29 protein-coding genes are annotated in these 26,316 nt (G+C 64.9%); 15 read left to right on the top strand and 14 right to left on the bottom strand.

What is annotated here, in order from left to right; genetic code table 11:
* Positions 1 to 11: 11 nt before the first annotated feature.
* The 3 genes from AB7F10_RS01070 (at position 12) to AB7F10_RS01060 (ending at position 2,815) form a co-directional block, all read left to right on the top strand.
* Positions 12 to 1,499: an MBOAT family O-acyltransferase gene (locus AB7F10_RS01070; RefSeq protein WP_428558158.1), complete on the top strand. Its 1,488-nt coding sequence runs from the start codon at positions 12 to 14 to the stop codon at positions 1,497 to 1,499.
* 16 nt (positions 1,500 to 1,515) lie between these two features.
* Entirely contained in the window at positions 1,516 to 1,884 is a 369-nt protein-coding gene (locus AB7F10_RS01065; RefSeq protein WP_428558160.1) for a hypothetical protein, read from the top strand.
* Between the two features lie 94 nt (positions 1,885 to 1,978).
* Positions 1,979 to 2,815, top strand: coding sequence for an alpha/beta fold hydrolase (locus AB7F10_RS01060; protein WP_428558161.1), 837 nt, complete (start codon positions 1,979 to 1,981; stop codon positions 2,813 to 2,815).
* 14 nt (positions 2,816 to 2,829) lie between these two features.
* Here AB7F10_RS01060 and AB7F10_RS01055 read toward each other — a convergent pair whose 3' ends face one another.
* From AB7F10_RS01055 to AB7F10_RS01045, 3 genes are all read right to left on the bottom strand, one after another.
* Entirely contained in the window at positions 2,830 to 3,114 is a 285-nt protein-coding gene (locus tag AB7F10_RS01055) for a DUF3551 domain-containing protein (protein WP_428558162.1), read from the bottom strand.
* Positions 3,115 to 3,240: 126 nt separating this feature from the next.
* Entirely contained in the window at positions 3,241 to 5,028 is a 1,788-nt protein-coding gene (locus AB7F10_RS01050) for a hypothetical protein (RefSeq protein ID WP_428558164.1), read from the bottom strand.
* 13 nt (positions 5,029 to 5,041) lie between these two features.
* Positions 5,042 to 5,875, bottom strand: coding sequence for an MBL fold metallo-hydrolase (locus AB7F10_RS01045; protein ID WP_428558165.1), 834 nt, complete (start codon positions 5,873 to 5,875; stop codon positions 5,042 to 5,044).
* Between the two features lie 221 nt (positions 5,876 to 6,096).
* On the opposite strand from AB7F10_RS01045, the gene AB7F10_RS01040 reads away from it, so the two are divergent.
* Positions 6,097 to 7,044: an alpha/beta fold hydrolase gene (locus AB7F10_RS01040; protein ID WP_428558166.1), complete on the top strand. Its 948-nt coding sequence runs from the start codon at positions 6,097 to 6,099 to the stop codon at positions 7,042 to 7,044.
* Between the two features lie 65 nt (positions 7,045 to 7,109).
* Here AB7F10_RS01040 and AB7F10_RS01035 read toward each other — a convergent pair whose 3' ends face one another.
* On the bottom strand, positions 7,110 to 7,670 hold the full coding sequence (locus AB7F10_RS01035; protein WP_428558167.1) for a hypothetical protein: 561 nt from the start codon (positions 7,668 to 7,670) through the stop codon (positions 7,110 to 7,112).
* A 622-nt stretch (positions 7,671 to 8,292) separates the two neighbouring features.
* Here AB7F10_RS01035 and AB7F10_RS01030 point away from each other — a divergent pair.
* Together AB7F10_RS01030 and AB7F10_RS01025 are read left to right on the top strand one after the other, a co-directional pair.
* Positions 8,293 to 8,619 carry a hypothetical protein gene (locus tag AB7F10_RS01030; RefSeq protein ID WP_428558168.1) on the top strand — a complete coding sequence of 109 codons (327 nt, stop codon included), beginning with the start codon at positions 8,293 to 8,295 and terminating at the stop codon, positions 8,617 to 8,619.
* Positions 8,620 to 8,654: 35 nt separating this feature from the next.
* On the top strand, positions 8,655 to 9,665 hold the full coding sequence (locus tag AB7F10_RS01025; protein ID WP_428558169.1) for a DUF3644 domain-containing protein: 1,011 nt from the start codon (positions 8,655 to 8,657) through the stop codon (positions 9,663 to 9,665).
* A gap of 1 nt (position 9,666) precedes the next feature.
* Here the strand turns inward: AB7F10_RS01025 and AB7F10_RS01020 are convergent, their stop codons facing one another.
* The gene (locus AB7F10_RS01020) at positions 9,667 to 11,583 is read right to left on the bottom strand and encodes a propionyl-CoA synthetase (protein WP_428558170.1); all 1,917 of its coding nucleotides are present in this window, start codon (positions 11,581 to 11,583) and stop codon (positions 9,667 to 9,669) included.
* A 326-nt stretch (positions 11,584 to 11,909) separates the two neighbouring features.
* Here AB7F10_RS01020 and AB7F10_RS01015 point away from each other — a divergent pair, with 326 nt between their 5' ends.
* The 3 genes from AB7F10_RS01015 to AB7F10_RS01005 are packed head-to-tail and all read left to right on the top strand — an operon-like array spanning position 11,910 to position 15,209.
* Positions 11,910 to 12,692, top strand: coding sequence for a sulfite exporter TauE/SafE family protein (locus AB7F10_RS01015; RefSeq protein WP_428558172.1), 783 nt, complete (start codon positions 11,910 to 11,912; stop codon positions 12,690 to 12,692).
* Positions 12,693 to 12,717: 25 nt separating this feature from the next.
* Positions 12,718 to 13,509 (top strand): sulfite exporter TauE/SafE family protein, encoded by a 792-nt coding sequence (locus AB7F10_RS01010; protein WP_428558173.1) that lies wholly within the window; start codon positions 12,718 to 12,720, stop codon positions 13,507 to 13,509.
* 59 nt (positions 13,510 to 13,568) lie between these two features.
* Complete coding sequence (locus AB7F10_RS01005; RefSeq protein WP_428558174.1) at positions 13,569 to 15,209, top strand: acyl-CoA synthetase; 1,641 nt, start codon at positions 13,569 to 13,571, stop codon at positions 15,207 to 15,209.
* Between the two features lie 12 nt (positions 15,210 to 15,221).
* On the opposite strand, the gene AB7F10_RS01000 is transcribed toward AB7F10_RS01005, so the two are convergent.
* Positions 15,222 to 15,662, bottom strand: coding sequence for a type II toxin-antitoxin system HicB family antitoxin (locus tag AB7F10_RS01000; protein ID WP_428558175.1), 441 nt, complete (start codon positions 15,660 to 15,662; stop codon positions 15,222 to 15,224).
* Positions 15,663 to 15,710: 48 nt separating this feature from the next.
* Complete coding sequence (locus tag AB7F10_RS00995) at positions 15,711 to 15,908, bottom strand: hypothetical protein (RefSeq protein ID WP_428558177.1); 198 nt, start codon at positions 15,906 to 15,908, stop codon at positions 15,711 to 15,713.
* A gap of 249 nt (positions 15,909 to 16,157) precedes the next feature.
* Here AB7F10_RS00995 and nirK point away from each other — a divergent pair, with 249 nt between their 5' ends.
* Positions 16,158 to 18,299 carry a copper-containing nitrite reductase gene (nirK, locus tag AB7F10_RS00990; RefSeq protein WP_428558178.1) on the top strand — a complete coding sequence of 714 codons (2,142 nt, stop codon included), beginning with the start codon at positions 16,158 to 16,160 and terminating at the stop codon, positions 18,297 to 18,299.
* A gap of 220 nt (positions 18,300 to 18,519) precedes the next feature.
* On the opposite strand, the gene AB7F10_RS00985 is transcribed toward nirK, so the two are convergent.
* Both AB7F10_RS00985 and AB7F10_RS00980 read right to left on the bottom strand, forming a co-directional pair.
* Positions 18,520 to 18,774: a DUF6522 family protein gene (locus AB7F10_RS00985; RefSeq protein ID WP_428558179.1), complete on the bottom strand. Its 255-nt coding sequence runs from the start codon at positions 18,772 to 18,774 to the stop codon at positions 18,520 to 18,522.
* The gene (locus AB7F10_RS00980; RefSeq protein ID WP_428558180.1) at positions 18,771 to 19,217 is read right to left on the bottom strand and encodes an RrF2 family transcriptional regulator; all 447 of its coding nucleotides are present in this window, start codon (positions 19,215 to 19,217) and stop codon (positions 18,771 to 18,773) included. The genes AB7F10_RS00985 and AB7F10_RS00980 overlap by 4 nt, the downstream gene beginning before the upstream one ends.
* A 115-nt stretch (positions 19,218 to 19,332) precedes the next feature.
* Here AB7F10_RS00980 and AB7F10_RS00975 point away from each other — a divergent pair, with 115 nt between their 5' ends.
* Positions 19,333 to 19,809, top strand: coding sequence for a group III truncated hemoglobin (locus AB7F10_RS00975; protein WP_428558181.1), 477 nt, complete (start codon positions 19,333 to 19,335; stop codon positions 19,807 to 19,809).
* Positions 19,806 to 19,937: a hypothetical protein gene (locus AB7F10_RS00970; protein ID WP_428558182.1), complete on the top strand. Its 132-nt coding sequence runs from the start codon at positions 19,806 to 19,808 to the stop codon at positions 19,935 to 19,937. The genes AB7F10_RS00975 and AB7F10_RS00970 overlap by 4 nt, the downstream gene beginning before the upstream one ends.
* A gap of 136 nt (positions 19,938 to 20,073) precedes the next feature.
* On the opposite strand, the gene AB7F10_RS00965 is transcribed toward AB7F10_RS00970, so the two are convergent.
* Together AB7F10_RS00965 and AB7F10_RS00960 are read right to left on the bottom strand one after the other, a co-directional pair.
* Positions 20,074 to 20,991 (bottom strand): pirin family protein, encoded by a 918-nt coding sequence (locus AB7F10_RS00965; RefSeq protein WP_428558183.1) that lies wholly within the window; start codon positions 20,989 to 20,991, stop codon positions 20,074 to 20,076.
* 77 nt (positions 20,992 to 21,068) lie between these two features.
* Complete coding sequence (locus AB7F10_RS00960; protein ID WP_428558184.1) at positions 21,069 to 21,620, bottom strand: NADPH-dependent FMN reductase; 552 nt, start codon at positions 21,618 to 21,620, stop codon at positions 21,069 to 21,071.
* A gap of 53 nt (positions 21,621 to 21,673) precedes the next feature.
* Here AB7F10_RS00960 and AB7F10_RS00955 point away from each other — a divergent pair, with 53 nt between their 5' ends.
* Both AB7F10_RS00955 and AB7F10_RS00950 read left to right on the top strand, forming a co-directional pair.
* Positions 21,674 to 22,078: a winged helix-turn-helix transcriptional regulator gene (locus AB7F10_RS00955; RefSeq protein ID WP_428558185.1), complete on the top strand. Its 405-nt coding sequence runs from the start codon at positions 21,674 to 21,676 to the stop codon at positions 22,076 to 22,078.
* Complete coding sequence (locus AB7F10_RS00950) at positions 22,078 to 22,293, top strand: GDCCVxC domain-containing (seleno)protein (protein WP_428558186.1); 216 nt, start codon at positions 22,078 to 22,080, stop codon at positions 22,291 to 22,293. Before AB7F10_RS00955 ends, AB7F10_RS00950 begins: the two co-directional genes overlap by 1 nt.
* Positions 22,294 to 22,298: 5 nt before the next feature.
* On the opposite strand, the gene AB7F10_RS00945 is transcribed toward AB7F10_RS00950, so the two are convergent.
* Positions 22,299 to 23,282: a Bug family tripartite tricarboxylate transporter substrate binding protein gene (locus AB7F10_RS00945; RefSeq protein ID WP_428558187.1), complete on the bottom strand. Its 984-nt coding sequence runs from the start codon at positions 23,280 to 23,282 to the stop codon at positions 22,299 to 22,301.
* A gap of 171 nt (positions 23,283 to 23,453) precedes the next feature.
* Between AB7F10_RS00945 and AB7F10_RS00940 the strand changes: the two genes are divergently transcribed.
* A complete protein-coding gene (locus AB7F10_RS00940) occupies positions 23,454 to 24,155 on the top strand; it encodes a class II aldolase/adducin family protein (protein WP_428558188.1) in 702 nt (233 codons plus the stop codon).
* 81 nt (positions 24,156 to 24,236) lie between these two features.
* Here the strand turns inward: AB7F10_RS00940 and AB7F10_RS00935 are convergent, their stop codons facing one another.
* Positions 24,237 to 25,787 carry a bifunctional 3-(3-hydroxy-phenyl)propionate/3-hydroxycinnamic acid hydroxylase gene (locus AB7F10_RS00935; RefSeq protein WP_428558189.1) on the bottom strand — a complete coding sequence of 517 codons (1,551 nt, stop codon included), beginning with the start codon at positions 25,785 to 25,787 and terminating at the stop codon, positions 24,237 to 24,239.
* A 213-nt stretch (positions 25,788 to 26,000) separates the two neighbouring features.
* Positions 26,001 to 26,186 carry a YdcH family protein gene (locus AB7F10_RS00930; RefSeq protein WP_428558190.1) on the bottom strand — a complete coding sequence of 62 codons (186 nt, stop codon included), beginning with the start codon at positions 26,184 to 26,186 and terminating at the stop codon, positions 26,001 to 26,003.
* Between the last annotated feature and the right edge of the window lie 130 nt (positions 26,187 to 26,316).

The raw sequence follows: 26,316 nt of genomic DNA, 5'->3' as shown, positions 1-26,316 counted from the left end.
GGGACGCCGCCATGCTGTTTCCCACCGCCACTTTCGCGTTCTTCTTTTTCACCGTGTTCATCGCGAGTTGGGCGCTGCGCGAGCGCATGGGCTGGCGCAAGCTGCTGCTGCTCGCGGCGAGCTACGTTTTCTATGGCTGGTGGGACTGGCGCTTCATGGCGCTGCTGGCGGGCAGCACGGCATTCAACTATCTGGCGGGTCTCCTGATCGCCGATAGCTCCGGCAAGCTCAGGCAGCGGGTCGTTGTCGCCGCGGTCGCGGTCAATCTCGGCGTGCTGGCGCTGTTCAAATACTACAACTTCTTCATCGACAGCCTGACGGACGTGCTGGTCGCGCTCGACTGGCAGCGCGACCTGCCGTTCCTCGAAATCATCCTGCCGATCGGCATTTCCTTTTTCACGTTCCAGGGCATCTCCTACGTCATCGACGTTTCGCGCCGGCATATCCCGCCGGTGCGATCGCCGGTCGACCTGTTCCTTTACATCTCGTTCTTTCCGCAGCTCGTCGCCGGGCCGATCGTGCGCGCTTCGCACTTCCTGCCGCAGCTCGAGAGGAAGCCGGATCTGTCGCGGACCGCGCTCGCCTGGGGCCTTCTTCTGGTGCTCAGCGGCATGCTGAAAAAGACCGTGATCGCTCATTATATCGCGGTCGATCTGGTCGATCCCGTCTTCGCGCAGCCCGACATCGCCGCGAGCGGCGACCTGATCGCCGCGCACTACGCCTATGCGGTGCAGGTCTATTGCGATTTCTCCGCCTATAGCGACATCGCGATCGGCGTTGCCGCGCTGCTCGGCTATCGCTTCCGCAGGAACTTCGACCGGCCGTTTGCCGCGGCCTCGCTGCAGCAGCTCTGGCAGCGCTGGCACATCTCGCTCTCCACCTGGCTGCGCGACTATCTTTATCGCGCGCTGCGCGGCGACAAGCGCGATGCCGGCTGGCGGATGTATCGCAACATCTTCCTGACCATGCTGCTCGGCGGCCTGTGGCACGGCGCCAACTGGACGTTCGTGCTATGGGGCGCGATCCACGGCATCGGACTTGGGCTGGAACGCTTCGTCAAGACGCGCTGGCACGCGTTCAAAACCGCGCGCGCGGACGCGACACCCCCGCTGCCGAGCCGTCGGCCCGGCGCCGCGCAGCCGCCGGCGGATACCGCTTCGGCCTGGGCCGGCGCGTTCACCGGCTGGTTCGTGACCTTTCATTTGTTCACGCTGTCGGCGATCTTCTTCCGCAGCCCGGACATTCAGGCGGTGTGGAGCTATTACGCCAAGATGCTGTCCTTCACCGGCGGCTTTGAAGCGCTGACGCCGTTCCTGCTGCTGCTGACCGCGGGCGCGGTCGCCGTCCAGTTTTTGCCGGGCAACCTGTTCGAGCGCGCCGCCGACAAACTGTGCGACGCACCGGCATTCGTATTCGGCCTGATGCTCGGCGGCGGGTTGGTGCTGATCGATATCGCCGGCCCCGAGGGTGTCGCACCCTTCATCTATTTCCAGTTCTGACCGGGAGCGCACACTGATGGCACACGACGCCCTCTCCTACCGCGCCGCCGACACCGCGGCATTGCGCAAACCGCAACCGGCTGCGAGCCTCTGGCAGCGCATCAAGCGCAGGCCGGAATCCGCCGACAAGGCGACGGAAACGCGCGCCAATGTCCGCGTCGCGATTGCCGCGATGCTGATCGCCTTCGCGGTCTTCGCACCGTTCGGCTCCGCCGGCATGCGGCATGCCGCGCGCAACCTGCCCGGCAACGCTGTCAGCGATATCATCGTCGACGCTGCCGACCGCTGGCATGCCGCGATGGAGCGGCTAGGACCCGCCCGGCTGCGCGTCATCGTGCGCAACGCCATCGACGACTTTCGCATGGCGCAATGGCCGTGGCGGTGATCTGACCGCCGCCATTTCCCGTCAGCGGCTTCCTGCTATCATCGTCACCTGAAACGCTGCCTCATGAGCGGCGTGTTTGCGGGAGGCGTATGCGATGCCGGTTGCGACTGTCCGGGGCGTTGAAATCTTCTACCGCGTGATCGGCAAGGACGGCCCGTGGATCGCCATGATCCCCGGCGGCCGGCGCGGTCACGACGAATTCGTGCCGCTGGCGGAAAAGATCGCCGCGCATGGCTTCCGTGTGCTGCTGCACGACCGCCGCAACACCGGCGCCTCCGGCCTGCAGTTCGATACCACCGACACTGAGGAAGCGATCTGGGCCGACGACCTTTACGACCTGCTGAAGCAGTTGAACGCCTTGCCCGCCTTCATCAGCGGCTCGTCGTCGGGCGCGCGGACCTCGCTTCTGTTCGCGCTGCGCCATCCGGATGCGGTGCGTGCGCTGCTGCTCCTGCGGGTGACCGGCGGCGCTTTCGCGGCGAAACGCCTGCCGGAGATGTATTACGACCAGTATATCCGCGCCGCCGAGCAAGGCGGCATGCCCGCGGTGCTCGCGACCGAGCACTATGCCAAGCTTGCGGCGGCGAACCCGAAAAGCCGCGCGACGCTCGAAGCCATCGAGCCGCACCGGTTCGTTGCGATGCTGAAAGGCTGGCGCGAGAAATTCGTCGCCGGCGCCAACCTGCCGGTGATGGGCGTGACCGACGCCGAGCTCGCGACCATCAAGGTTCCGGTGCTGGTGATCCCCGGCAACGACAACACGCATTCATCGGAAAGCGGCCGGGTCGCCGCGCGCAAGATCGCCGGGAGCACGCTGCACGAACTGCCGATCAAGGACGAGGACGTGCCGATCATCCACTTCGACCAGTGGACCCACCTCGAGCCGGAAATCGCGCAAACCTTCGCCGCCTTCATGCGCAAAAGCGCCTGACCGGCGACCTTGTCTTATCGCTCGCCGTTCCTGCTGCGCTTCGAGCGCTTCGCCGGCGGCTGGTACAGCGGATTGCGCTGGCAGAAGCCGCCGACGCCGCTGACGTTTTCCATGCACTGGCGGTACGTCGAGAAGCCGCAATTTTCCGCGCCGCTCCACGAACTGCCGCCGTAAATGGAGCACCACGGATAGGTCTGCGCGGCTGCCGGAGACGCGGCCATCAGAGGCAAGACGGCCGCGACGGCCAGAACCGGAATGGCGCGACGTAAATTGAATTGCAACATTTCGAAGTGCGACATGGGCGTTCCTCCACTCGATTCACCCTCAACGCGATAACGCATTCGCAAACCCGCAGGTTCACATTCATTGCAAATTCTGGGTTGCAACTGTGGCGCAAATAATGCCGGCGCGCGCCGTCGAACCGGCTACCGGACAAGTGCCTCGCCCCAGCGGCCGATCGTATGCAGCAACGCGCCCGAAAGATCGGCCGGCGCTTCGCCGCCGGCGTCCTGCACCGCCGCGGTGATGCCAATTGCCTCAAGGCCGGTACGCGCATCGTCGTCCTTCATCGCTTGCGCGAGCAGCTTTGCATCGCACCACACCGGCTTGCCGTCGCGCAGACGGGCATAGACCTCTCCGGTTTGGCGGTCGGCGAAATTGATGACGGGAATCCAGCGCACGCAGCGCTTGAGAAAATCGACATTGCGATCCGGTGCGAGATTGCGGCCGCGATAGACGTCGCCGGGCTGGCGCGCCGCGATCTCGACCTTCCGGTAGCGTTCGATGTCGATCATCTTGCCGACATCGAGGATCGTCATCTCGGTGTTCCAGCCGAACGCCACGGTGCGCGGCGCCTCGCCTTCGGCAACGCTGTTGTCGAGGAATTCGTAGTGCACGCGCTTGGCCGCCGCCAGCGCCCAGGTGAAGAACAGCTCGGGCATGCCGGTATAGGCTTCGACATTGTGGGCGAGCAGATCCTCGACCGCCTTGTAGCGCCCGACCTTGAGGCCGCGCAGCCAGGCGCGCTCGACCGTCATCTCCGGCGGCGTGATCATGAAGAACAGGTAGACCAGATCGCCGAAGCGGGTGAGCAGCCGGTTCGAGCCGTGCCCTTCGAGTTCGGGTACGAAACTGTCGAACCGGAAGCGGTCGATCAGCAGATGCGGCATGTCCCCGCGCAAGGCAAGCGCCGCCATGCGGCGGTCGAGTTTCTTGTCGACGATTTCGATCTCGTGGCCCGACAGCGTGCCGGAATATTTGTAGGCCTCGCCCAGCGAATCGTAGTCGAGCAGGAACTTGCGCCAGATGTCCGGGCTGATGAGCGCGAACTCTTCCCACGGGAATTTCAGCTTGCGGGCGAGATCGCGCTGGCGCGGGCGCATCGAGCTTTTGCCGGCGGCCGACGCACCCTTGACGTTCATGACGACGGGATGCTCCTGCCGCGGCAGCAGGCGGAAACCTTCCTTCTCCGCCGCTTCGCGCACATGCGGCGCAAGCGCCTCGCCGATCGCCTCGCTGCCGTAGCTGTTCGACACCAAGGTCACCGCGATTTCGCCGAGCAGCGGGACATTGCCGAACAGCCGGCTCTGCCGGGCGAACACGCCGGTCGCGACCGTATGCAGCGCCTCGAAACACGCAGCCTGGAGCGGATCGCCCGCCGTCTCCGCGGCGTGACGCCAGCGTGCGATGATGTCCAGCTCGCGCTCCGCCGCCGGTTTCGCGGCCGCGCGGGGTGGCGGGTCTTGCGCTCCGCCGAACAGGCGGCGCAAGAGGCCCGGCGCTTTCTCGCGCGGCGCAGCCGGCGGCGCGGCCTGCGCGCGCGCAAGCTCCTCGCCGATGAAAGCCGCCGCGGCGTCGCGCACGCGGGCGAAGGCGCGCAGCACCTCCTCGCGATGCGGCGGGACGTAACGACTGAGGATGGTGGCCGCGATGCCGCGGAAATTGCGGCCGAGGTCCTCGTAATCCACGCCGTCCGGCACCGAAATGCCGGTCGTGACATGGATCAGCGTCTCATGAACGATCAACCGTTCGGGGCGGAACGCGACCAACTCGTGAGGCGGCAGCCCGCACCAGGCGGCAAGCTCGTGAGCCTTGGCGACCGGGGTGGTGACGTTCTCGGCGCGGAACACCGTCGACAGCGGCAGGAAAGCGCGTGGCAGCTCCGACTCGAGGCCGGGGTTCCAGGCGTTGAACGGACCGCCCTGCTGCGTCATGTCCCGCCCGCGGCTATTCGCCCTCGGCCCGCGCGGTGCCGTTGAGCGCCGCGATGTAGCGCGTCACCGAGGCGTCGAGCACGGCCTTGCCGTTCTGGCGGATCGCGCGATCCATGTAGTGGCCGTAGATCCGCTCGAACGAGAACGGCTGCATGGCGCGCTGGATATGCACCACCTCGCGGCCCGACAGCGGAATGAAATTCGGATAGCTGCGCATGAAGGACACGAACTTGTTGTCCGTCGTGACGCTGAGAACGTCGCCGGCGCAGACGATGCCCTTGCCCTCCGCGCCGCCCGCCCAATGCAGCACCGTGCCGCCGGGGAAATGCCCGCCGCAGCGGATGAGCGTGACGCCGGGCAAGAGCGAATGGGTGTCGCCCTCCCAGTGCACGATGTTGACATCCGGCCGCATCACCCATTTCGCGTCGGCCGCGTGCATGTAGACCTTGCAGCCGAAGCGCTTCGTCCACTCCGCATGCGTCGTGTAGAAATGCGGATGCGAGATCGCGATGGCCTTGATGCCGCCGAGCGCCTCGATGATCTCCACCGTCGCGTCGTCGATGAAAGCGGTGCAGTCCCACAGAATGTTGCCGTTCGGCGTCTGCACCAGAATGGCGCGCTGGCCGATGCCGAAATTCGGCTGCGGACCGAGGCCGAAGACGCCCGGCTCGTAGAGACGGAACGCGGTCTGCCGGTCGACGTGCAGCCGCTCCAGCGTCGTCCAGCCCTGCCCGGTGGACGGCACGTATTGCCGCTCCTCCTCGCAGATGACGCATTGCTTCGGCGGCGTATCGGACGGCGGATATTGCGTGCCGCAGGCCGTGCAGATGAAAGCGGGCATTTCCATTCCTGTGTTCTTCAATCGTCACCACCGGAAACGGGCGATGACGGCTTTTCGACACCCAGTGTCGGAAATCGGTCGCCGCAGCACAAGCCGGTCGTGACGCAATGCGGCATACGCGCGGCGCGTGCTTGCCTCGCGCCATGGGCGCAATAAGATCGGCGAGATGCTTTAAGTTCAAAATAAATGCCGGCGGCCCCACAGCCGGCACCGAAGGAGGAAGCCCCATGCGCCCTGCTCCCATGCGCCTTGCAACTATCCTGCGCGCCGCGTTCGCCGCCGCCCTGATCTGCGGCGGCGCTGTGACGACGACCCCGGTGCGCGCCGCCGATCCGCCGGCGCTGCCCGAACTGCGCTTCGTCGAGATCCCGGCCGCGGCGCGGGCGAAATATCGCGGCGACCGCTTCAGCTACATGGAGGCCGGCAAACCGGATGCGCCGGCGATGCTGCTGCTGCACGGCATCGGCGCCAATTCGACCTACTGGCGCTACCAGTACGCCGCCTTCGCCGACAAATACCGGCTGATCGCCTGGAACGCGCCGGGCTATTACCTCACCTCGCAGTTGCGCGAGGACAAGCCGAGCTGCGACGACTACGCCGACGCGGCGGAAGCCTTCGCCGACGCGATGGGGCTGAAGCAGTTCATTCTGGTCGGCAATTCGTTCGGCTCCGCGATCGCGCAATGCTTCGTGCGCCGCCACCCGGAGCGCGTGAGCAAGATGATCCTCAGCGGCACCTCGGTCGGCTCCAAGGGCACGCCGCCGGAGGTGCGCGAGAAAACCTTCCAGCGCCGGCAGAAGCAGTTCGAGACCGCGGGCGGCATGAACTACGCGCGCACGGTGATCGGCCTCGTGGTCGCCCCGAACGTGACGCCGGTCGCCAAGCAGCTCGTGATGGAGACGCTCGCCGGCACCAGCGGCTCCGGCTACCTGCAGGCGAGCTTCTACGCCTATGACTTCGACTCGCTGGCCTTTGCCAAGGACATCAAGACGCCGACGCTGCTGGTGCACGGCAGCCTCGACAAGATCGCGCCGATCGAGACGACCTCGGTCGCGCTGTCGAAGGCGCTGCCGAACGCCAAGCTGGTGCGGATGGAAGGCTACGGCCACCTGACCGAAGTGGAGACGCCGGACAAGGTCAACGCCGCCTGGCGCGACTTCCTCGACGGCAAATAGTTGTTGGCGCAAGGCGCCGGCGCGGCACGAACGAAGGCGCGGCGTTCGCGGACGCCGCGCCTTTTTCATTGGCGCAGCGTCGCGCGCGACAGACCGGCGCGCTGACGGCCGCCGGCGAGCGCGCGCAGCGAGCGGGTGAGACGCGGCACGATGGCGTCCCATTTTTTCTTGTCGGCGGCGGGATAGACCAGATTGACGCAGACGACGCGCTCGCCGGCGAAATGGCAGCGGTCGTAGAAGATCGCCGCGCCGTCGCGGCCTTGTTGCCGTCCCGACGCGACGAAGGAGTCCTGCTTCACGGCGGAGTAGTCGAGCTTCTTGCCCTCATAACGCTCCTTGAGCAGCGCGCGCGGCCGCTGGTGGTCGTTGTTCCAGAAGCCGAAGGCGCGGAACGCGACGCCCTCGCCCGCCGCGTTGAACGTCGCGCCGTCGCTGTTGTCGGACTCGACATAGCTCGGGAACAGATCGGCCGGATAATCGACCGCGAAGGCAAAGCGGACATTGGTGTAGGTGAGCCATTTCGCCTGCGCGTGGGAGGCGGCGGGCGTGAAGGCGGCGAGCGCCACGGCGAGGATCGCCGGCAGGACGCCGAGACGAATGTGCGCAGCGCGGACGTGACGATGCATGGCGACTCCTGACGGCTTTGTGGCGGAGGATAACGGCGGATGTGCGGGAGCGCCCGTGTTGTTTAGACGGCGCCGGGGACGCCCGCTTCCGTTGATCCCTCGCGATACCGCGCTTGGGGCTTGCCCCATTCGCGGCAAGAAAAGTGAGGGGATGGAGCGCCGTGAAGCGCACCTTGGTCTCCGCGCTTGCGAGGCGCGGGGTGGATCTTGCGATCGATCCACTCGCCTCACGGCGCTCCACTGACGGCTTATCTGGTCCGGGCCGCGCGATCGGGACCGGCGCGCCGCCGCCGATTAAGGCGGTCGTTGCCGGGCCGTACCTGCGAGCTCCTCGCGTCCGGCCCGTAGTGGCCGGAGGGCGGAACTCCCGAACCACCCGGGGCTGTGCCTGCGGGGCACAAACGCGGGGGCCGCACCCGCTCCACTTCAAAGAACGCCTCTAGAAGCGCCCCTCGTGAGCGGGTGATAGGAATATAGTCCAATTTGGGAAAGTGTCAACTGCAGGCACAAGGCATGGGAGAATTTGACTTCTTTACCGCGCCTCACTGCTCCGACATACTTTCTACCGTACTTACTTTCTCTCGTAAGTTTTCTTGAGTGCGATTGAATAGCTGGTGTTTTTATGTCTGACTTTCTAGTCGCAGCACTGGTTCTAAATTTCGCGGGATCTATGGGAGCAGCGGTTGAATTTACACCGCGCCACCAATGGTCGCGAATTACATTCGAACTTCGAGGAGTTCTTGTAGCACTCGGCGTGATCAGCACTTTTCTCGCGCTGTACTTGTTCATTAAAGACAGGGGCATTATAGCGGGGCTACTTTATTGGTTCATTTCAAGCGTCGTGTACTTGGCAATAGCGAAGTTTATTCTAATGGAAGGCCTCCGAACCGTCGCAGGAATAGCTGCCGCCGTCATCGGTGGCTATTTGGCAGCACAAGCTTTGCTTTGAGACTCTTAGATGAGCTTGCCCTTGAGAGTCGTTAAATGGCACGTAAACTCTATTCCGAGAAACGTGACTTAATTCTCAAAGCTCGCGAGGCGATGCTCTCTGCAGTTCAAATCTACAACAATCCATTGATATCTTTCAAAACGGAATCGTTCATTGTTTTGTCGATCATAGCGTGGACATATTTGCTGCACGCTCATTTCCGCGCCAACCGAATCGAATACCGATATTTCACGAAGAAGGGACAGCGAAAGAGATTTGTTCGAAATGCAGATGGTAGCATTCGATACTGGGATCTAAAGGAGTGCGTTTCGAAGGAAAGCGCAAAGCTAGATATAGACACGAAAAACAATCTTGAATTTCTAATTGGGCTACGCAATCAAGTCGAACATAAGAAAGCAGCTGGGCTCGACTCTTATCTGTCAGCCCGCTATCAAGCCTGCGCTCTGAATTTTAATTTTTATCTAAAGAAACTGCACGGCGATAAATTTGGACTAGACCACAATCTGGCACTGAGCCTGCAATTTGCGGAGTTAGACCAATCACAAGAGAAAATTATAAAGGACAAAGAAGATATGATTCCAAAAGGAATCATATCTTACATATCGGCTTTCGATAGCAGGCTTTCAACAGCCGAGATCGAAAGTCAGCGATTTGCCTATCGCCTTCTGTTCGTTCGTGTCGCTGCAAAACGAAAGGGACAAGCAGACAGAGTAATAGAGTTCATCGATCCCAACTCCGAACTCGCCCAGAATATTTCAAGAGAGTATTGGGTAAAAGAGGAGACTGAAAGACCGAAACTGTCGGCGACGCAAGTTGTAAAGAAAGTACGCTCAGAAGGATTTTCTGACTTTGGAATGCATCAACACACTCTATTTTGGAAAGAGCATGATGGAAAGAATCCCGCGCGCGGATTCGGAACCATGGTTGTAAAAAGCTGGTATTGGTATCAGCACTGGCCAACTTTTATTATCAGCGAGCTTTCAAAGCTGAGAGAAAAATCGCCTCGCGATAGTACCGAGACAGATGCAGCGATTTTTGCCAGCTAGCTTATCCCCCCACACCCTTCCCCTTCAGCGCCGCCCCAATCTCCTCCAGCACCTTCGGGTCTTCAATCGTCGCCGGCATGGTCCACGGCTCGCCGTCGGCCATTTTCTTGATGGTGCCGCGCAGGATCTTGCCTGAGCGCGTTTTCGGCAAACGGGGAACGGTGATCGCGAGCTTGAAGGCCGCGACCGGGCCGATCTTGTCGCGCACCAGCGCGACGATTTCCTTCTCGATCTCGGCGGGCGATTTGGTCACGCCGGCCTTGAGCACCAGGAAGCCGCAGGGCACCTCGCCCTTCATCGCGTCCGCGATGCCGAGCACGGCGCATTCGGCGACGTCGGGATGCGAGGCCAGCACCTCCTCCATGCCGCCGGTCGAGAGGCGGTGGCCGGCGACGTTGATGATGTCGTCGGTGCGGCCCATCACCCACACATAGCCGTCGTCGTCGATGTAGCCGGCGTCCGCCGTCTTGTAGTAGCCGGGGAACTCCGCGAAGTAGCTCTCGGTGCAGCGCGCGTCCTGCTGCCACAGCGTCGGCAGCGCGCCCGGCGGCAGCGGCAGCTTGACGACCAGCGAGCCGACCGTGCCGGCGGCGACGGGCTTCGCGGCTTCATCCACCACCGCCATCGCGTAGCCCGGCATCGGCACCGTGGCCGAGCCGTGCTTGACCGGCAGCGTGCCGAGGCCGACCGGATTGCCGCAGATGCACCAGCCGGTTTCGGTCTGCCACCAGTGGTCGATCACCGGGCGCGACAGCACTTTCTCCGCCCAGGCCACCGTCGGCGGGTCCGCGCGCTCGCCGGCGAGGAACAGCGTGCGGAAGTTCGTGAGGTCATGCTTCTTGATGTGCGCGCCCTCGGGATCTTCCTTCTTGATGGCGCGGAACGCGGTCGGCGCGGTGAACAGCGCCACCGCCTTGTGCTCGGCGATGACGCGCCAGAACGCGCCGGCGTCCGGCGTGCCGATCGGCTTGCCTTCGTACATGATCGAGGTGCAACCGTAGATCAGCGGCGCATAGACGATGTAGCTGTGGCCGACCACCCAGCCGATGTCGGAGGCGGTCCACCACACCTCGCCCGGCTTGATGCCGTAGAGGTTCCACATCGACCAGTAGAGCGCGACCATGTGGCCGCCATTGTCGCGCACCACGCCTTTCGGGATGCCGGTGGTGCCGGAGGTGTAGAGAATGTAGAGCGGGTCGGTGGCGGCGACGGTGACGCAAGCGGCGCTCTTGTTCGCCTTGAGCGCGGCCTCGCGCAGCGCGGCCCAGTCGTGGTCGCGGCCGTCCTTCAGCGGCGCGTTCGCCTGCGGGCGCTGGAACAGGATGACGCTCGACGGCTTCGCCTTGGCGAGATCGATCGCGGCATCCAGCAAGGGTTTGTATTCGACGACGCGGCCCGGCTCGATACCGCAGCTCGCGGTGAGGATCAGCTTGGGCTTGGCATCGTCGATGCGGGTCGCAAGCTCCTTGGCCGCAAAGCCGCCGAACACCACGGAATGAATGGCGCCGAGCCGCGCGCAGGCCAGCATGCCGAACACGGCTTCCGGGATCATCGGCATGTAGATGATGACGCGGTCGCCCTTCGTCACGCCGTGGTCCTTGAGGATGGCGGCGAGCGTTTTCACCTCGTCAAGCATGTCGCGGTAGGTGAACGTGCGTTTGGTGTTGGTGACCGGCGAGTCGTAAATCAGCGCGGTCTGGTCGGCGCGGCCGCGCTCCACATGGCGGTCGAGCGCGTTATAGCAGGTGTTGCATTCCGCGCCGGTGAACCAGCGGCCATAGAGGCCTTGGCTAGCGTCGAACACCTTGTCGGCCGGTTTCACCCAGTCGATGTCCTTGGCGGCCTCGGCCCAGAAACCTTCCGGGTCGCGCTGCCAGCGCCCATAGACATCGTGGTAGCGGCTCGTGCGGGCGTCCATGATTTCCTGTTCCTCCGTTCCTCATCCTGAGGAGGCGCGCAGCGCCGTCTCGAAGGATGAGGCCTCCCCCTTCGAGACGCGCCTTGCGGCGCTCCTCAGGGTGAGGCGTTGTTTTGGTTTCCTGCGATTGTGGAGCCGCGGACGCCCGCATTCAAGGCATGCGGAAATCGTGCTGGCGCGGAAAAGCGGCTTCGGCTTTGATCCGCGGCCACCGCGCGTTACGACTTTGGTTCAATCCGCGTTTTTCCCGCCCTCATCCATCGGATATCCACCTTGTTTTTGCGCATGATCTTGCCCGACCCGAAGGGCTGCGCCAGCAAAAACCGGTGCCCACTTTTCGGGATCATGCGCTAGTGCCGACCGACCTCGCCTTCTGGCTCGCTCTCGTCACCGCCATCACGCTGGTGGGCCTCGCCAAGGGCGGCTTCTCCGGCGTCGGTTCGGCGGCGACGCCGCTGCTCGCGCTGGTGATGCCGCCGCTGGAAGCCGCCGCGCTGATCCTGCCGCTGCTGCTGCTGCAGGACACGATCTCGGTCTGGGTCTATCGCAAGGACTGGGACGGCTGGAACGTCGCGGTGCTGACGATCGGCGGCGCGGCCGGCATCGGCCTCGGCTGGTCGATCGCGGCGATCGTCTCCGACGACGCGATCCGCCTCACCGTCGCGGCGATCGGGCTCGCCTTCGTCGCCAACGCGCTGCTGCGGCGCGGCCCGGCGGAGCCGGCGAAACCCTCCGCCGCCTCCGGCGTGTTCTGGGGCGCGGTGTCCGGCTTCTGCTCGGTGCTGGCGCAGGCCGGCTCGCCGCCGTTCCAGATGCACATGCTGCCGCAGCGGCTGCCGAAGATGACTTACGTCGGCACACAATCGCTGTTCTTCGCGGCGAGCAATGTGATGAAGGTCGCGCCCTACTTCGCGCTCGGGCAATTCACCACCGACGGGCTGGGCCTGTCGCTCGCGCTGCTGCCCTTGTCGGTCGCGACCAACTTCCTCGGCATCTGGCTGGTGCGCCGCACGCCGCAGGACTTGTTCTACCGCATCGCCTATACGCTGATGGTCGTCATCTCGCTCGCCTTGCTCTATCAGGGCATCAGGGGGATGTTCTTCGCATGACCGCCTGCCGCAACGAGAGGCGCGCGTGCAAGGTGCGCACTTGATCGTCACCGATCCGCTGTTCTACGCGCTCGCCGTACCCGGCGTGCTGGCGCTCGGCCTGTCGAAAGGCGGCTTCGCCGGCATCGGGCAGATGGCGACGCTGCTGCTCGCCATCACCATGCCGCCGCTGGAGGCCGCCGCGATCATGCTGCCGATCATGATCGTCCAGGACATGACCGCGATGTGGGTCTACCGCAAGGACTGGAACGGCCGCGTGCTCGCCATCATGATCCCCGGCGCGATCCTCGGCATCGGCCTCGCCTGGCTGGTCGCGGCACGGATCTCCGACGACGCGGTGCGCGTGTTCATCGGCATCGTCACCATCGGCTTCTGCGTCTACAACTGGCGCGGCCTTGCGCGCCGCTCGGCGGAAGCGCCGCAGCCGCCGAAACCGCTGCCGCTCCGCGGCGGGGTGTTCTGGGCAACGGTGTCGGGCTTCACCTCGACGATCTGCCAGGCCGGCGGGCCGCCCTACCATGTACAGGCGATGCAACTGCGGCTGCCGAAGATGGTCTATGTCGCGACCGCGGCCTTCTTTTTCGGCACGATGAACATGCTCAAGGTCGTGCCCTATCTCGCGCTCGGCCAGTTCTCGGCCACGGGCTTCGCCACCTCGGTGGCGCTGCTGCCGCTCGCGATCGCCGCCAACGCCTTCGGCTTCTGGGTGGTGCGGCGCACGCCGGAAAAACTGTTCTTCCAGATCACACTGATCCTGCTGTGCGTGATCTCGCTGGCGCTGCTGTGGCAGGGCGGGGCCGGGCTGCTCGGCCTTTAAGGAGTCATTGATACGCCCCCTCTCTCTTGGCTAACGTCGCCTCAGAGGGGAAACGACCAATGACAAGCCTGAAGGCGCAAACGCCTTACGATACCGATCTCGACCGCAACCCGGCCAACTACCAGCCGCTGACGCCGCTCGCGTTCCTGGAGCGCGCGGCATCCGTGTTCCCGGAGCACACGGCGATCATCCACGGCCCGCTGCGGCGCAACTACGCGGAGTTCTACGCCCGCGCGCGCCGCCTCGCCTCGGCGCTGGCCAAACGCGGCATCAAGCGCGGCGACACGGTGTCGGCCATGCTCGCCAATACGCCGGCGATGCTCGAATGCCACTACGGCGTGCCGATGGCGAAGGCCGTGCTGAACACGCTGAACACGCGACTCGACGCCGCGGTCATCGCCTTCTCGCTCGACCACGCCGAGACCAAAGTGCTGATCACCGACCGCGAGTTTTCCAAGACGGTGAAGGAGGCGCTGGCGCTGTGCAAAGTGAAGCCGCTCGTCATCGATTACGACGACCCGGAATACGCGGGGGGCGGCGAACGGTTGGGCCAGATCGGATACGAGGACTTCATTGCCGGCGGCGACGCGGACTTCGCGTGGTCGATGCCGGACGACGAGTGGGACGCGATCTCGCTCAATTACACGAGCGGCACCACCGGCGACCCCAAGGGCGTCGTCTATCACCACCGCGGCGCGTATCTCCTGGCCACCGGCAACATCGTCACCTGCGGCATGACCAAGCATCCGGTGTATCTGTGGACGCTGCCGATGTTCCACTGCAACGGCTGGTGCTTCCCGTGGTCGATCTCGGTCGCCGCCGGCACCCATGTGTGCCTGCGCCAGGTGCGCGCGCCGGCGATGTATGACGCCATCGCCAACCATAAGGTCACGCATCTGTGCGGCGCGCCGATCGTGATGGCGACGCTCTTGAACGCGCCGGCCGAGGAGAAGAAGCCGCTGCCGCATGTCGTCGAGTTCTTCACCGCCGCCGCCCCGCCGCCGGAAGCGGTGCTCGCGGCGATGGAGGAGGCCGGCTTCAACGTCACCCATCTCTACGGGCTGACGGAGACCTACGGCCCCGCGGTGGTGAACGACTGGCAGGCGGCGTGGGACGCGCTGCCGCTCGCCGAACAGGCCGCGAAGAAGGCGCGGCAGGGCGTGCGCTATCTGCCGCTCGAGGAGCTCGACGTGCTGGACCCGCAGACCATGCAGCCGGTGCCGCGCGACGGCGCGACGATGGGCGAAGTGATGTTCCGCGGCAACGTCGTGATGAAGGGCTATCTCAAGAACAAGACGTCGTCCGAGGCGGCCTTCGCCGGCGGCTGGTTCCATTCCGGCGATCTCGGCGTGCGCCACCCGGACGGCTATATCCAGCTCAAGGACCGCTCCAAGGACATCATCATCTCCGGCGGCGAGAACATCTCCTCGATCGAGGTCGAGGACGCGCTCTACAAGCACCCGGCGGTGCAGGCCGCCGCCGTCGTCGCCAAGCCCGACGACAAATGGGGCGAGACGCCCTGCGCCTTCATCGAGCTGAAGCCGGGCGCAGAGGCGAGCGCCGACGACATCGTGCAATGGTGCCGCAAGCATCTCGCGAGCTACAAATGCCCGCGCTATGTCGTCTTCACCGAGCTGCCGAAAACCTCGACGGGGAAGATCCAGAAATTCAGGCTGCGGGAGATGGCGAAGGAAGCGTGAGTTCAATCCGCCTCACGCTGCTTCGGCCTCCATCACTCCCACCACCAACCTCTTGCCGAGCGCGCGCAATGCAGCCGTCAAGGCGGGCAGCTTGGTCGGATGTTTCGGATCGAGGATACGGCGTACCTCCTTTTCGTCTTTGCCCAGGCGGCGTGCGAGTTCGCTCTTCGAAAGGCCAGCAGCGATAAAAGCTTCAAGCACCGCAAGCTTTGCGGCCACTTCCGGCGCAACCGCGATAGCCACGAGGCTACGTCCCCTCGAACGTGACTTCGGCAACGGCAGACCGCGCGTGGGATAAGACAATAGTGCCAGTCCGAGAGCTTCCTCGGCCATTCTGCGAGCATCAGCCCTATCGCCCCCTTGCGTGATCGCCTCCGGCACATCTGGAAAGCTAACCACCACGCCGCGCCGCGTGCCGCGCTCAAATTTTGCGCGATACACATAAGATCGCATCTTTTATCCTCATAAGCGCTTCGGCCTATTCCGAAACGAACTCCCTTGCTAAATCAGACCCAACTGCTTCCTGATTTTTCTCGCTGTCTTCGGGTCGATCTCGCGTGACGGCACAGTGGTCAGTTTCTCACCGACGAATACCATCATGTGTCCGCCCTTGCCTCGCCATGCCTCGGCTCGGAACGACAGGCCTCGCCGACGGGCCTCATCCCGCAACTCGGCGATGAACCGATCGCGCTTATTCATGACCAGATCGGCCTTCTTCCGAGCGGCACGATTCAAATATCGGACAAAAATGTCCGGAACTCAAGTGAAATCGTTCCCCGCCGAGCGGGTCCACGTTTATCCGCGCTTCTTTCCCAAGCTCGATTTTAACGCCGCGTTGGCGCGATTTGACGCAGCGCAAGGACAGCGGGGCGCCGCGCCTGGATACTTGCAAAACAAGGCTTTGAGATCACAATAGAACGATTACAAGAAACTGTGCCGGAGACGAGAATGCTGACAGGGCTTGTGGCAAAACTGCGCGAATGGCTGATCCTGATTGTCGGCCTGGTTGTCATCGTCACCGGGCTGGCCGCCGCGTCCTTCGTTCCCACGCATTTCGAGCAGGCCGCGACCGCATCGACAGCGCCGGCCGCGAGCGCGCAGGCCCCGTCGCCGAACACGCCGCCGCCCGCCGCTCAGGCCAGCAAGCCGGCGGCGGCGAACCAGACCGCCAACAAGGCGCCGGCGAGCCAGCCGCCCGCCAAGACGGCGGCGGCCGAGCCGCCCAAAGCCGCCGCGCCCGCGGCCGCCCCGCCGGCCTCGCCGCACGCGCATATGCAGGCCCAGGCCGGCAAGCCGGCCACCTCGCCGGCGGCACCCGCCGCCGCGCAGACGGCCCAGGCGTCACAGCCGGCGCGGACCGCCGCGGCCGCGCCGAGCGGCGACGCCGCCCGGGGCGCCGCCGTGTACCGCAAGTGCCAGGCCTGCCACTCGCTGCAGCCCGGCAAGAACGGCGTCGGCCCCTCGCTCGCCGGCATCGTCGGCAAGAAGGCGGCGAGCGTCGCCAACTACAACTACTCGCAGGCGATGCGGGACAGCCATCTCACCTGGGACGCCGCCACGCTCGACCGCTATCTCAACGACCCGCAGAAGACCGTGCCCGGCAACAAGATGCCGTTCCCCGGCCTCAAGACCGAGAATGAACGCTCGGCGCTGGTCGCCTTCCTCGTCGCCGAATCCGCGCCGGCCCCGGCCGGGACTGCGCCCGCAACCGCGCCGCCCGCGGCGGCGCCCGCCACCCCGCCGCCCGCGACCGCCGCACGGCCGGCGACCCCCGCACCGTCGGCTCCCGCCGTGTCGGGCTATGTCCCGGGCATCCGCTACACGCTGAAGTCCGGCATCGCCGAGGGCCGCATGGTGTTCATCGGCGTCGGCGGCACCATCGACGGACAGGTCAATCCCGTGCTGTCGGCGGCGGAAGGCCAGCTGGTGCAGGTCACGCTGATCAACGGCGAAGGCGCCGAGCACGACATCGTGTTCGCCGACCAGGGCCCGGCCGGCAGCTCGCCGCACGTGTTCGGCAAGGGCGCCAGCACCAACATCGCCTTCGTGGCCGGCAAGGCCGGCGACTACGCCTATTTCTGCAGCGTGCCCGGCCACCGTCTCGCCGGCATGGAAGGCCAGTTCCTCGTCACGCCGCAGCCGCCGCCGCAGACCGTGGTCGAGGCCGACATCTCGCATCAGGCGAACGACGTGCCGCCGCCGATCGGCAAGCGCGATCCGCAGACGGTGCGGGTCGATCTCGTCACCGTCGAGCAGGAGGCGCGGCTCGCCGAAGGCACCACGTTCGGCTACTGGACCTTCAACGGCAAGGTGCCCGGCCCGATGCTGCGCGTGCGCGTCGGCGACACCGTCGAGGTGCACCTGAAGAACGCCGACAACAGCGCGATGGTGCACTCGGTCGACTTCCACGCCGCGACCGGCCCCGGCGGCGGCGCGGTCTCGACGCAGGCCAATCCCGGCGAGAGCAAGACCTTCAAGTTCAAGGCGCTGGTCCCCGGCCTCTATGTCTATCACTGCGCAACGCCGATGGTGGCGCATCACATCGCCAACGGCATGTACGGGCTGATCCTGGTCGAGCCGGAAGAAGGCCTGCCGAAGGTCGATCACGAGTTCTACGTGATGCAGGGCGAGATCTACACCGAAGGCGCGTTCGGCCAGCGCGGCAGCCAGGAGTTCAACGTCGAGAAGCTGTTGAACGAACGGCCGGAATACTTCGTCTTCAACGGCTCGGTCGGCGCGCTGTCGAAGTTCCACCCGCTGCAGGCGAAGGTCGGCGAGACGGTGCGCATCTTCTTCGGCGTCGGCGGACCGAACTTCACCTCGTCGTTCCACGTCATCGGCGAGATCTTCGACAAGGTCTACAATCTCGGCGGGGTCCTGAGCGAGCCGTTGCGCGGGGTGCAGACCGTCACGGTGCCGGCCGGCGGCGCGGTCATCACCGAGTTCAAGGTCGACGTGCCGGGCAACTACATCCTGGTCGATCACGCGCTGTCGCGGATGGAGCGCGGCCTCGTCGGCATCCTGCATGTCGAGGGGCCGCCGAACCCCGAGATCTACGACGGCAAGGTGGAGCCGGGCTCGGGGCATTGACGCCCATCTCCGCTCAAAGGCAAAAAAGCCCGGCACGCGCCGGGCTTTTTTGCATCCTTGCAATATGCATCAATCAATCTCCACCTCCCCCTCGATCTCCACCGAAATGTCGAACGGCAGTTCGGCGACGCCGATGGCGGAGCGCGCGTGCTGGCCGCGCTGCGGACCGAACACCTCGAGGATCAGATCGGAAAAGCCGTCGATGACGGCAGGCGTCGCGTCAGCGCTTCGGCGGCTCGTGAAAATTGAGCGTGGTCTGCTGCACGACCGCGCCGCCGGCATCGAGCACGAATCGCACCCGCTTGCGGCCGCGGAAGAAGGTCAGCCGCCGCCGGCCGGCGTCCGCATCGATGCCCTGCTCGGCGCGGCCGGTAATCGCACCCTGCCGCAGTTCGCGCATCACCTGCTCCGGCGTCAGGTCGAACGCGGCGCCAAGCAGGACAGCATCGATCTCGGCGCCGGCATCGTCCGTCATAACGACAACCGCCGTGCGCTTGCGACGCGCCGCGGCGGCGCCGGCGGATAGGCGCATTCGGCCAGCGTGGTGTCGTCGAGCGTGCGCAGGAACGCCTCCCGCGCGGCGGCAAGCTTGCCCTTGAGCCGGCAGCGCGGCGTCAGCGCGCAACAGCCGCCGTCGTCGCGGAAGCATTCGACCAGCGCCTGACGCTGCTCGAGGCTGCGCACCACCTCGCCGAGCGTGATCTCCTCCGGCGCGCGCGCGAGGCGGAAGCCGCCACCGACGCCGCGCTGGGTTTTCACGAAGCCGGCGTCGGCGAGGTCGCGGATCACTTTCGTCAGGTGATGGCGGGAAATGCCGAATTCGGCGGCGATGTCGCCGGTCGAGAACGACCGGTGGGTGTCGGCGGCGAGCCGCATCAGCGCGCGCAGGCCGAAGTCCGTGAACTGGGTCAGGCGCATGGCTGCTCTCTCGTCCGCGACGCAAATCGGTATTTACAAATCAGATTTTAGCAGCCTAAATAGGTATTAGAAATACCTATTTTAACATGGCGTGGATCGGCGGGCCTGAAGCGGCATGAGCGACAGTTTCACGGAGATGGAACAGCGGCGGGCGCGCGCGGTGGCGGAGATCGTCGCCCGCACCGGCATCGACGAACCGATGATCGAGCGCGTGGTGCGCGGCTTTTACGCCAAGGTGCGGCAGGACCCGATGATCGGACCGGTGTTCGAGGCGCGCATCGCGGACTGGGAGCCGCATCTGCAGCGGATGTGCCAGTTCTGGTCGTCGGTGGCGCTGATGTCGGGGCGCTACCACGGCAGCCCGATGGTCAAGCATCTGCCGCTGCCGGTCGACGCCGCGCATTTCGACCGCTGGCTGGCGCTGTTCCGGGAAACCGTGCGCGCGCTGTGCCCGCCGGCGGCGCAGACGCATTTCATCGAGCGCGCGGAGCGGATCGCCGAAAGCCTCGAAATGGGCATCGCCAGCTTTCACCGCGTGATGCTGCGGCCGGGCGAACGCTTCCACCGTACGGAGCAGGGAAACGAGTCATGAGCAATCGGGACAGCCGACTCGCCGCCGCTGCGCAGGACGGCAATTCCGGCGCCAACCTGGTCCGGATGCTGATCGTGGGACTGGCGCTGATCGTGCTGGGCATGGTCGCGGTCGTGCTCATCGTCTGAGGCGGCGCCCGCGTACTTGCGTAACGCGGCGCGCCGTCCCAAAGCAGCGTCATGGCCGGGCTTGTCCCGGCCATCCACGTCTTTCCTATCTCAAGTCGTGGATGCCCGGCACAAGGCCGGTCATGACAGTTTCTTGCTACGCCCGGCCTTCCTTGATGAAGGTGCCGGCCCGCAATTCGTTCACCGCGGTCCGCAACTCGTCGTCCGAGTTCATCACGATCGGACCGTGCCAGGCGACCGGCTCGTTGAGCGGCCGACCCGACACCAGCAGGAAGCGGATGCCCTGCTCGCCCGCCTGCACGGTGACCTCGTCGCCGCTATCGAACAGCACCAGCGAACGGTTGCCGGCCGTCTCGCGCACGGTGATTTCGTTGCCGGCGCCGTCCTGCTTCTCGGTCAGGACGCCGAACGGCTGCGACGCGCCGGAGAACCTACCCGAGCCCTCGAACACATAGGCGAAGGCATGACGATCCACCTCAACGGGGAGCGTCTTGCGCTGGCCCGGCGGCACGAAGATGTCGAGGTAACGCGGATCGACCGTACCGCCGTCGACGGGGCCTCGTCTGCCCCAGAAGTCGCCGGTGATGATGCGCACATGGGTGCCGTCATCGTCGGTGACTTCGGGAATCTCCGCCGCCTTGATGTCCTGATAGCGCGGCTTGGTCATCTTCTGCGACGAGGGAAGGTTCGCCCAGAGCTGGAAGCCGTGCATCCGGCCTTGTGTGTCGCCCTTCGGCATCTCCTGATGCATGATGCCGGAACCGGCGGTCATCCACTGGACGTCGCCGGCGCCGAGCAAACCGCGGTTGCCGAGGCTGTCACCGTGATCGACGGTGCCGGCCAGGACATAGGTGATCGTCTCGATGCCGCGATGCGGATGCCACGGAAAACCGGCGCGGTAATCTTCCGGCCGATCGTTGCGGAAATCATCCAGCAACAGGAACGGATCGAACGCTTTCTGGTCGCCGAAGCCGAAGGCGCGGTTGAGATGCACACCGGCGCCTTCCATCGTGGGCCTCGACTGCGTGATGCTTCTGACGGGACGAATGGACATGATTGCGGTCCTTTGACTGCGGAGCCTGATCCGCTCCGCTCATGACGATGTTGATCTCATAGACAGGATGCTGCGCATTACTTTTTCAGGCGATCGATCAGCGTGACGAAGCTGTCGAGGAAGCCGCCGAGAAACTTGCGGGTCGACTCGTCGGCGATCTCGCCCTTGGCGTCGAGCAGCTCCGGCTTGAACAGCAGATAGGCTTCGCCGCCGGCGAGCGTGACGCCCTGCGCGCCGAGGATCTGGCGCAGGTGCTGCTGGGCAAGCGCGGTGCTGATCGCGCCGCCGGAGGTGCCGGTGACGGCCGCGACCTTGCCGGTCCAGCTGTTCTGGCCCCAGGGCCGCGCGCCCCAGTCGATGGCGTTCTTCAACACTGCGGGGATCGAGCGGCTGTGCTCGGGGGTGACGAACAGCACGCCATCCGCCGCGGCGATCGCCGCCTTGAAGCGCTTCACGCTGTCGGTGAGGTTCTGCTCGTCGTCCTGGTTATAGATCGGGAAATCGTCGATCTTGACGATCTCGCCGTCGAACGTGTCGCGGCCGAGCGCGATCAGCGCCTGCGCCAGCTTGCGATTGATCGATTCCTTGCGGTTGCTGCCGACGATGACGGCGATCTTGTGCTTGGCCATGGGAATGGTTACCTTTCCTTCGTAAGTATCAATTTGATACCGAGGATAGATAAATGACCGCGGTTCGAAAGCAAGAAGGCACACCGGTGTTACCCGGTACCCTGCATGAGCCTACCGAGTGCCGGGCGATCAGCGAGGTGCTGTCGCGGGTCGGCGACAAGTGGACGGTGCTGGTCGTGGAACTGCTGGGCGGCGGGCCGAAGCGCTTCAACGAACTGCGCCGGGCGCTGGGCTCGATCTCGCAGCGGATGCTGACGCTGACGCTCCGCGCGCTCGAGCGCGACGGACTGGTGACGCGCACCGTGACGCCGACCATTCCGCCGCGCGTCGATTACGAACTGACCAAGCTCGGCCACTCGCTGCTGACGCCGGTCAATCACCTCGCCGACTGGGCGCGCGAACACGCGCAGGCGATGCAGAAGGCGCGGGCGAAGTTCGACGCCACCGAGCGCACCTGATGAGCGCGGCGATCGTCACGGCATCGGTCATCACCTGCCCGCATTGCGGCACGGCGAAGGAGGAAACCATGCCGGCCGACGCCTGCCGGTTCTTCTATGACTGCACCGGCTGCGGCAAACGTTTGAAGCCGAAGCCGGGAGACTGCTGTGTCTTCTGTTCCTATGGCTCGGTGCCCTGCCCGCCGATCCAGGCAGGCGGCAAGAACTGCTGCTGAACCTCTCAGCGCTTGACGCCGACCTCGCGCACCAGCGGCCACCACTGGTCTTCCTGCTTCTTGATATAGGCCGCCGAGTCCGCCGGGCTGAGCCAGTGCGGATAGGTGCCGATGGCGGCGAACCGCTTGGCCACCGCCGGATCCTCGACGATGCCGCGCAGGTCATTGGCGACCTTCTGCACGATTGCATCCGGCGTGCCGGCCGGCGCCATCAGCATGATCCAGCCTTGCGACTCGAAACCGGGCACTGTCTCGCCGATGGTCGGGATGTCCGGATAGTTCGACAGCCGCTTGCCGGAACCGACGCCGATGACGCGCACCGCACCGCCCTGCATCGCGCCGGCAACGCCGGCGATGCCTTCGAACATCATCGGGATTCGCCCGGCGGTGACGTCGGTGACCGAGGTCGCCGCGCTCGGCCCGTGGATATAGGTCATCTTCACGCCGGCCTTGCGGGCGAACAATTCGCCGGTGAGATGCGACTGGCCGCCGCGATTGGACGCCGCGAACTGCACGGTCTGCGGCTGCTTCTTGATGTAGTCGATCAGCTCGGCGACGGTTTTCACCGGGATCGCCGGACTGACCGACACGGCAATCGGCTGCTCGGCGATCAGCGCGATCGGCACGAAGGTCTTGAGCAGCGGCCCCGCCTTTTCGGCCTGGGTGACCGGCAGCACGGTGAAGGTCGAAGCCTGCGTCATGTAAAGCGTGTAGCCGTCGGGCGTGACGGTCGAGGCCGCCTGCGCGGCGAGCAGACCGCCGGCACCCGGCCGGTTCATCACCACGATCTGCTGTTTCCAGAGCGCGCCGAGACGGTCGGCGATGAAGCGCGTCGCAACGTCGGGACTGTTGCCGGCGGCGGCGGGCGTGATGAAGGTCACCGGCCGGTTCGGATAATCGTCGGCGGCGGCGGGCGATGCCGCGAACACGGCGACGGCGACGGCAGCGCAAACAAAGGTGCGGCGGAGCGCGGTTTGCCGGCTATGCATGGCTTCTCCTTGTCGACGAACGTTCCCCGGCGAGAGGCTAACATGGTAGACCTGTCGCGGATACCGGCGGCGGACGCAGACGCAGCGGAGCAAGCCGCTGTTATCGCCAATTGAAAATTGCCGATTAAAAAACGCAATCGGCCCAGATGAGATTCCCATAATGGTGTTCTCATGGCACATGAAGCTCTGAAGCGGAAACTGATCGTCGGCGGCAAAATCCTGGTCTGCGAAGGCCACGACGATTTCACCCGCGGCCACATCTCGGTGCGCGTGCCGGGCAAGCCGAATCTGTTTTACATGAAGCCGCACAGCGTCGGCTTCGACGAGATCACACCGAAGAACATCCTGACCATCGATCTCGACGGCAAGGTGGTGACCGGCAAGGCGCGCCGCCACAGCGAAGTCTTCATCCATTCGGAAATCTTCCGCGCGCGGCCGGACGTGCAGAGCGTGATCCATGTCCACTCGCCCTATTCGGTGGCGCTGTCGGGCACCGGGCGGCAGGTGATGGCCTACAGCCAGCCGGGGGCGCTGTTCGCCGGCGATGTCGGTCTCTACGACGACACCATCTTCCTGATCCGCACGCCGGAGATGGGCGCGCGCGTCGCCAAGGCGCTCGGACCGCATCGCGCGGTGCTGTTGAAGAACCACGGCGTGGTGATGACCGGCGGCGCGATCGAGGACGCGGTGATCGGCGCGATCATGCTGGAGAACGCCGCGCAGGTGCAACTCGCGATCGAGGCCACCGGCGACGCGCTGCCGGAATTTCCGGCACCCGATCTCGCCAAGCTGCGCGACGTGCTCGCAAGTCACGAGCAGTTCGCCATCAATTTCGACTATCTCGCCCGCCGCGTGAAGCGACGAAAGATATAGAGTCTGATTCAACTCCTTGAATCAAATCTTTGCTTATTAAGGGCATGATCTTATCCGAAAACCGGTTTCCACTTTTCGGGATCATGCCGTCATCTGGCGCTTCAGCTCGCCGATGACGCCCGGCAGTTCGGCCAGCGTCGCGCAGGCGCCGAAGATGTAATAGTCCGGCCGCTTGACGATGGCGTCGCAGCCGTATTCGTCCATCAGCCGCGTGTAGATGCCCTCACTGTCCTCGATGGCTCCCTTGCCAAGCGTGACGAAGCCGCCGCCGAGGCTTTCCCAATAGGCGCGCTGCGCGGCCGGCAGCGCCGCCGCTGCATCGCCGTTGCGCGCCACGATGGTCCAGCCCCGCCCGGCGACGTCGTCGAAACGGCCGACGCCGCCGCGCCCGCGCACGTCGCCCTGCGGGAATGAATCGCCGGCGGCGCGCGCGCTGCCGGCGCGAAAGCCCTGCTCGTAGCCCGGCACGCGGAACGCGATCAGCGCCTTTTGGCCCTTCGCCTTCTCAAGCTCGGCCTGCATCACGGCAAGCCGAGCGTCGCGCTCCTTCGCCTTCTGGTGATCGCGCTCGATGACGTTCTGTCCGACGCGGGCGCTTTCGACGATGGTGGCGCGGGCATTGGGCGCGCGCTCCGCCTCGTAGGTATCGAGCAGCGCGTCGCCCGCCTGCCCTTTCAGCACCGCATCGAGCTTCCACGCCAGATTGTAGGCATCCCGCAGGCCGGTGCAGAGGCCTTGCGCGAGGAACGGCGGCATCAGATGCGCCGCGTCGCCGGCCAGGAAAACGCGGCCGGCGCGCCAGCGCGTCGCGATCTGCGAGGTGAACTTGTAGATGACGACGCGCACCAGTTCGAACTCGTCGGGCGTCGCGCCTTCCGGCCGGTCGAGCCTGCGCCACACGCTCGGATACGACACCGCCTCCTCATGCGACTCGCCGGGCATCACCATCATCGACCAGCGGCGATGATGCGCGCCCATCTGCATGGTCATGCCCGGCTGGTCCGGCTCGCACAGCTGGCGCAGCAGCGGCAGGTCCGGCCGCGGCGGCTTCTTCGCCTTGCCGTCGATCACGAGCCAGTCCTGATCGAAACCGAGAAATTCGAAATCGATGCGCAGCGCCTGGCGCACGAAGCTGTTGCCGCCGTCCGAGCCGATCAGATAACGGCCGGCGATGTCGCGGCGCACGCCGTTGACGTCCTCGATGGTGAGCGTCACGGCGGCGTCGTCCTGCGCGATGGCGACGGCTTTCGCACCCTGGAAGACATCGACCGTGGGCAGCGCCTTGGCGATCCTGTCGAGTTCGGCCTCGAAGGCCGGCTGGTAGATCGAGATGAATTCCGGCCAGCCATGCGTCGCCCTGGCCTGAACCTCGTTGGACAGCAGAATCCTGCCTTTGTTCGACAGTTCGTATTTCGGCAGGAAGAAGGTCGCGGGCGCGATCGCCTCGCTGATGCCGAGCTCCTGGAACATCCGCAGCACGTCGTCATGCACGATGCCGACGCGGGCGAGCTTGTACAGATCGCGGTGGCGTTCGACGATCGCGACCCGATGACCGGCCTGACCGAGCTTGACCGCGGCCAGCATTCCGGTCGGCCCGTAGCCGACGATGACGACGTCGTAAGTCTCCGGCATGGCGCGCGTCCCAGTGAATTTCATCGGACAGTGTAAGGGGCCGGGCGCCGCTCGCCCTATGGCCGCGCGGTTGTTGGTGGCGTGCACCGAAGGTTATGGAGCCGCTCCGCGCCGCCGGGCGCGCGAGGAAGCCACGACACAAAACAAAACCGCCGCCTCGCGGCGCGAGCCGGCGGTTCTTCCTACGCTATGACGTTCCGAGGGAGCGTGCGTTCAGTGTACGCTGACGCTGTCACTCGATCTCAATCGGACGATTTCGTCCTTCACCAGCAGTTTCTTGCGTTTGAGTTCGGCGATCTTCAGATCGTCGGTCGACGGGTGGAGCACCGCGTCGTTGATTTCCCGCTCGAGGGCCTCGTGGCGCCTCTCCAATTCCGCAAGGTGCGATTGCATCGACATGTAGGAATGTCTCCTCAATCTATTTTGACAGTGACAGTTTAACCCAGAGTCGGCCGCCGCGCGACCGCCGCAAAGCCGCGGACCGCAACATCGGACGCACGAAATGCCTGATCGGATTGCACAATTTGAA

Origin of the sequence: Pseudolabrys sp. (assembly GCF_050250095.1) — a bacterium.
Lineage (GTDB): Bacteria > Pseudomonadota > Alphaproteobacteria > Rhizobiales > Xanthobacteraceae > Pseudolabrys.
Note: the sequence above shows the minus strand (reverse complement) of the source record. Positions and strands in the feature narration are given on the sequence as shown.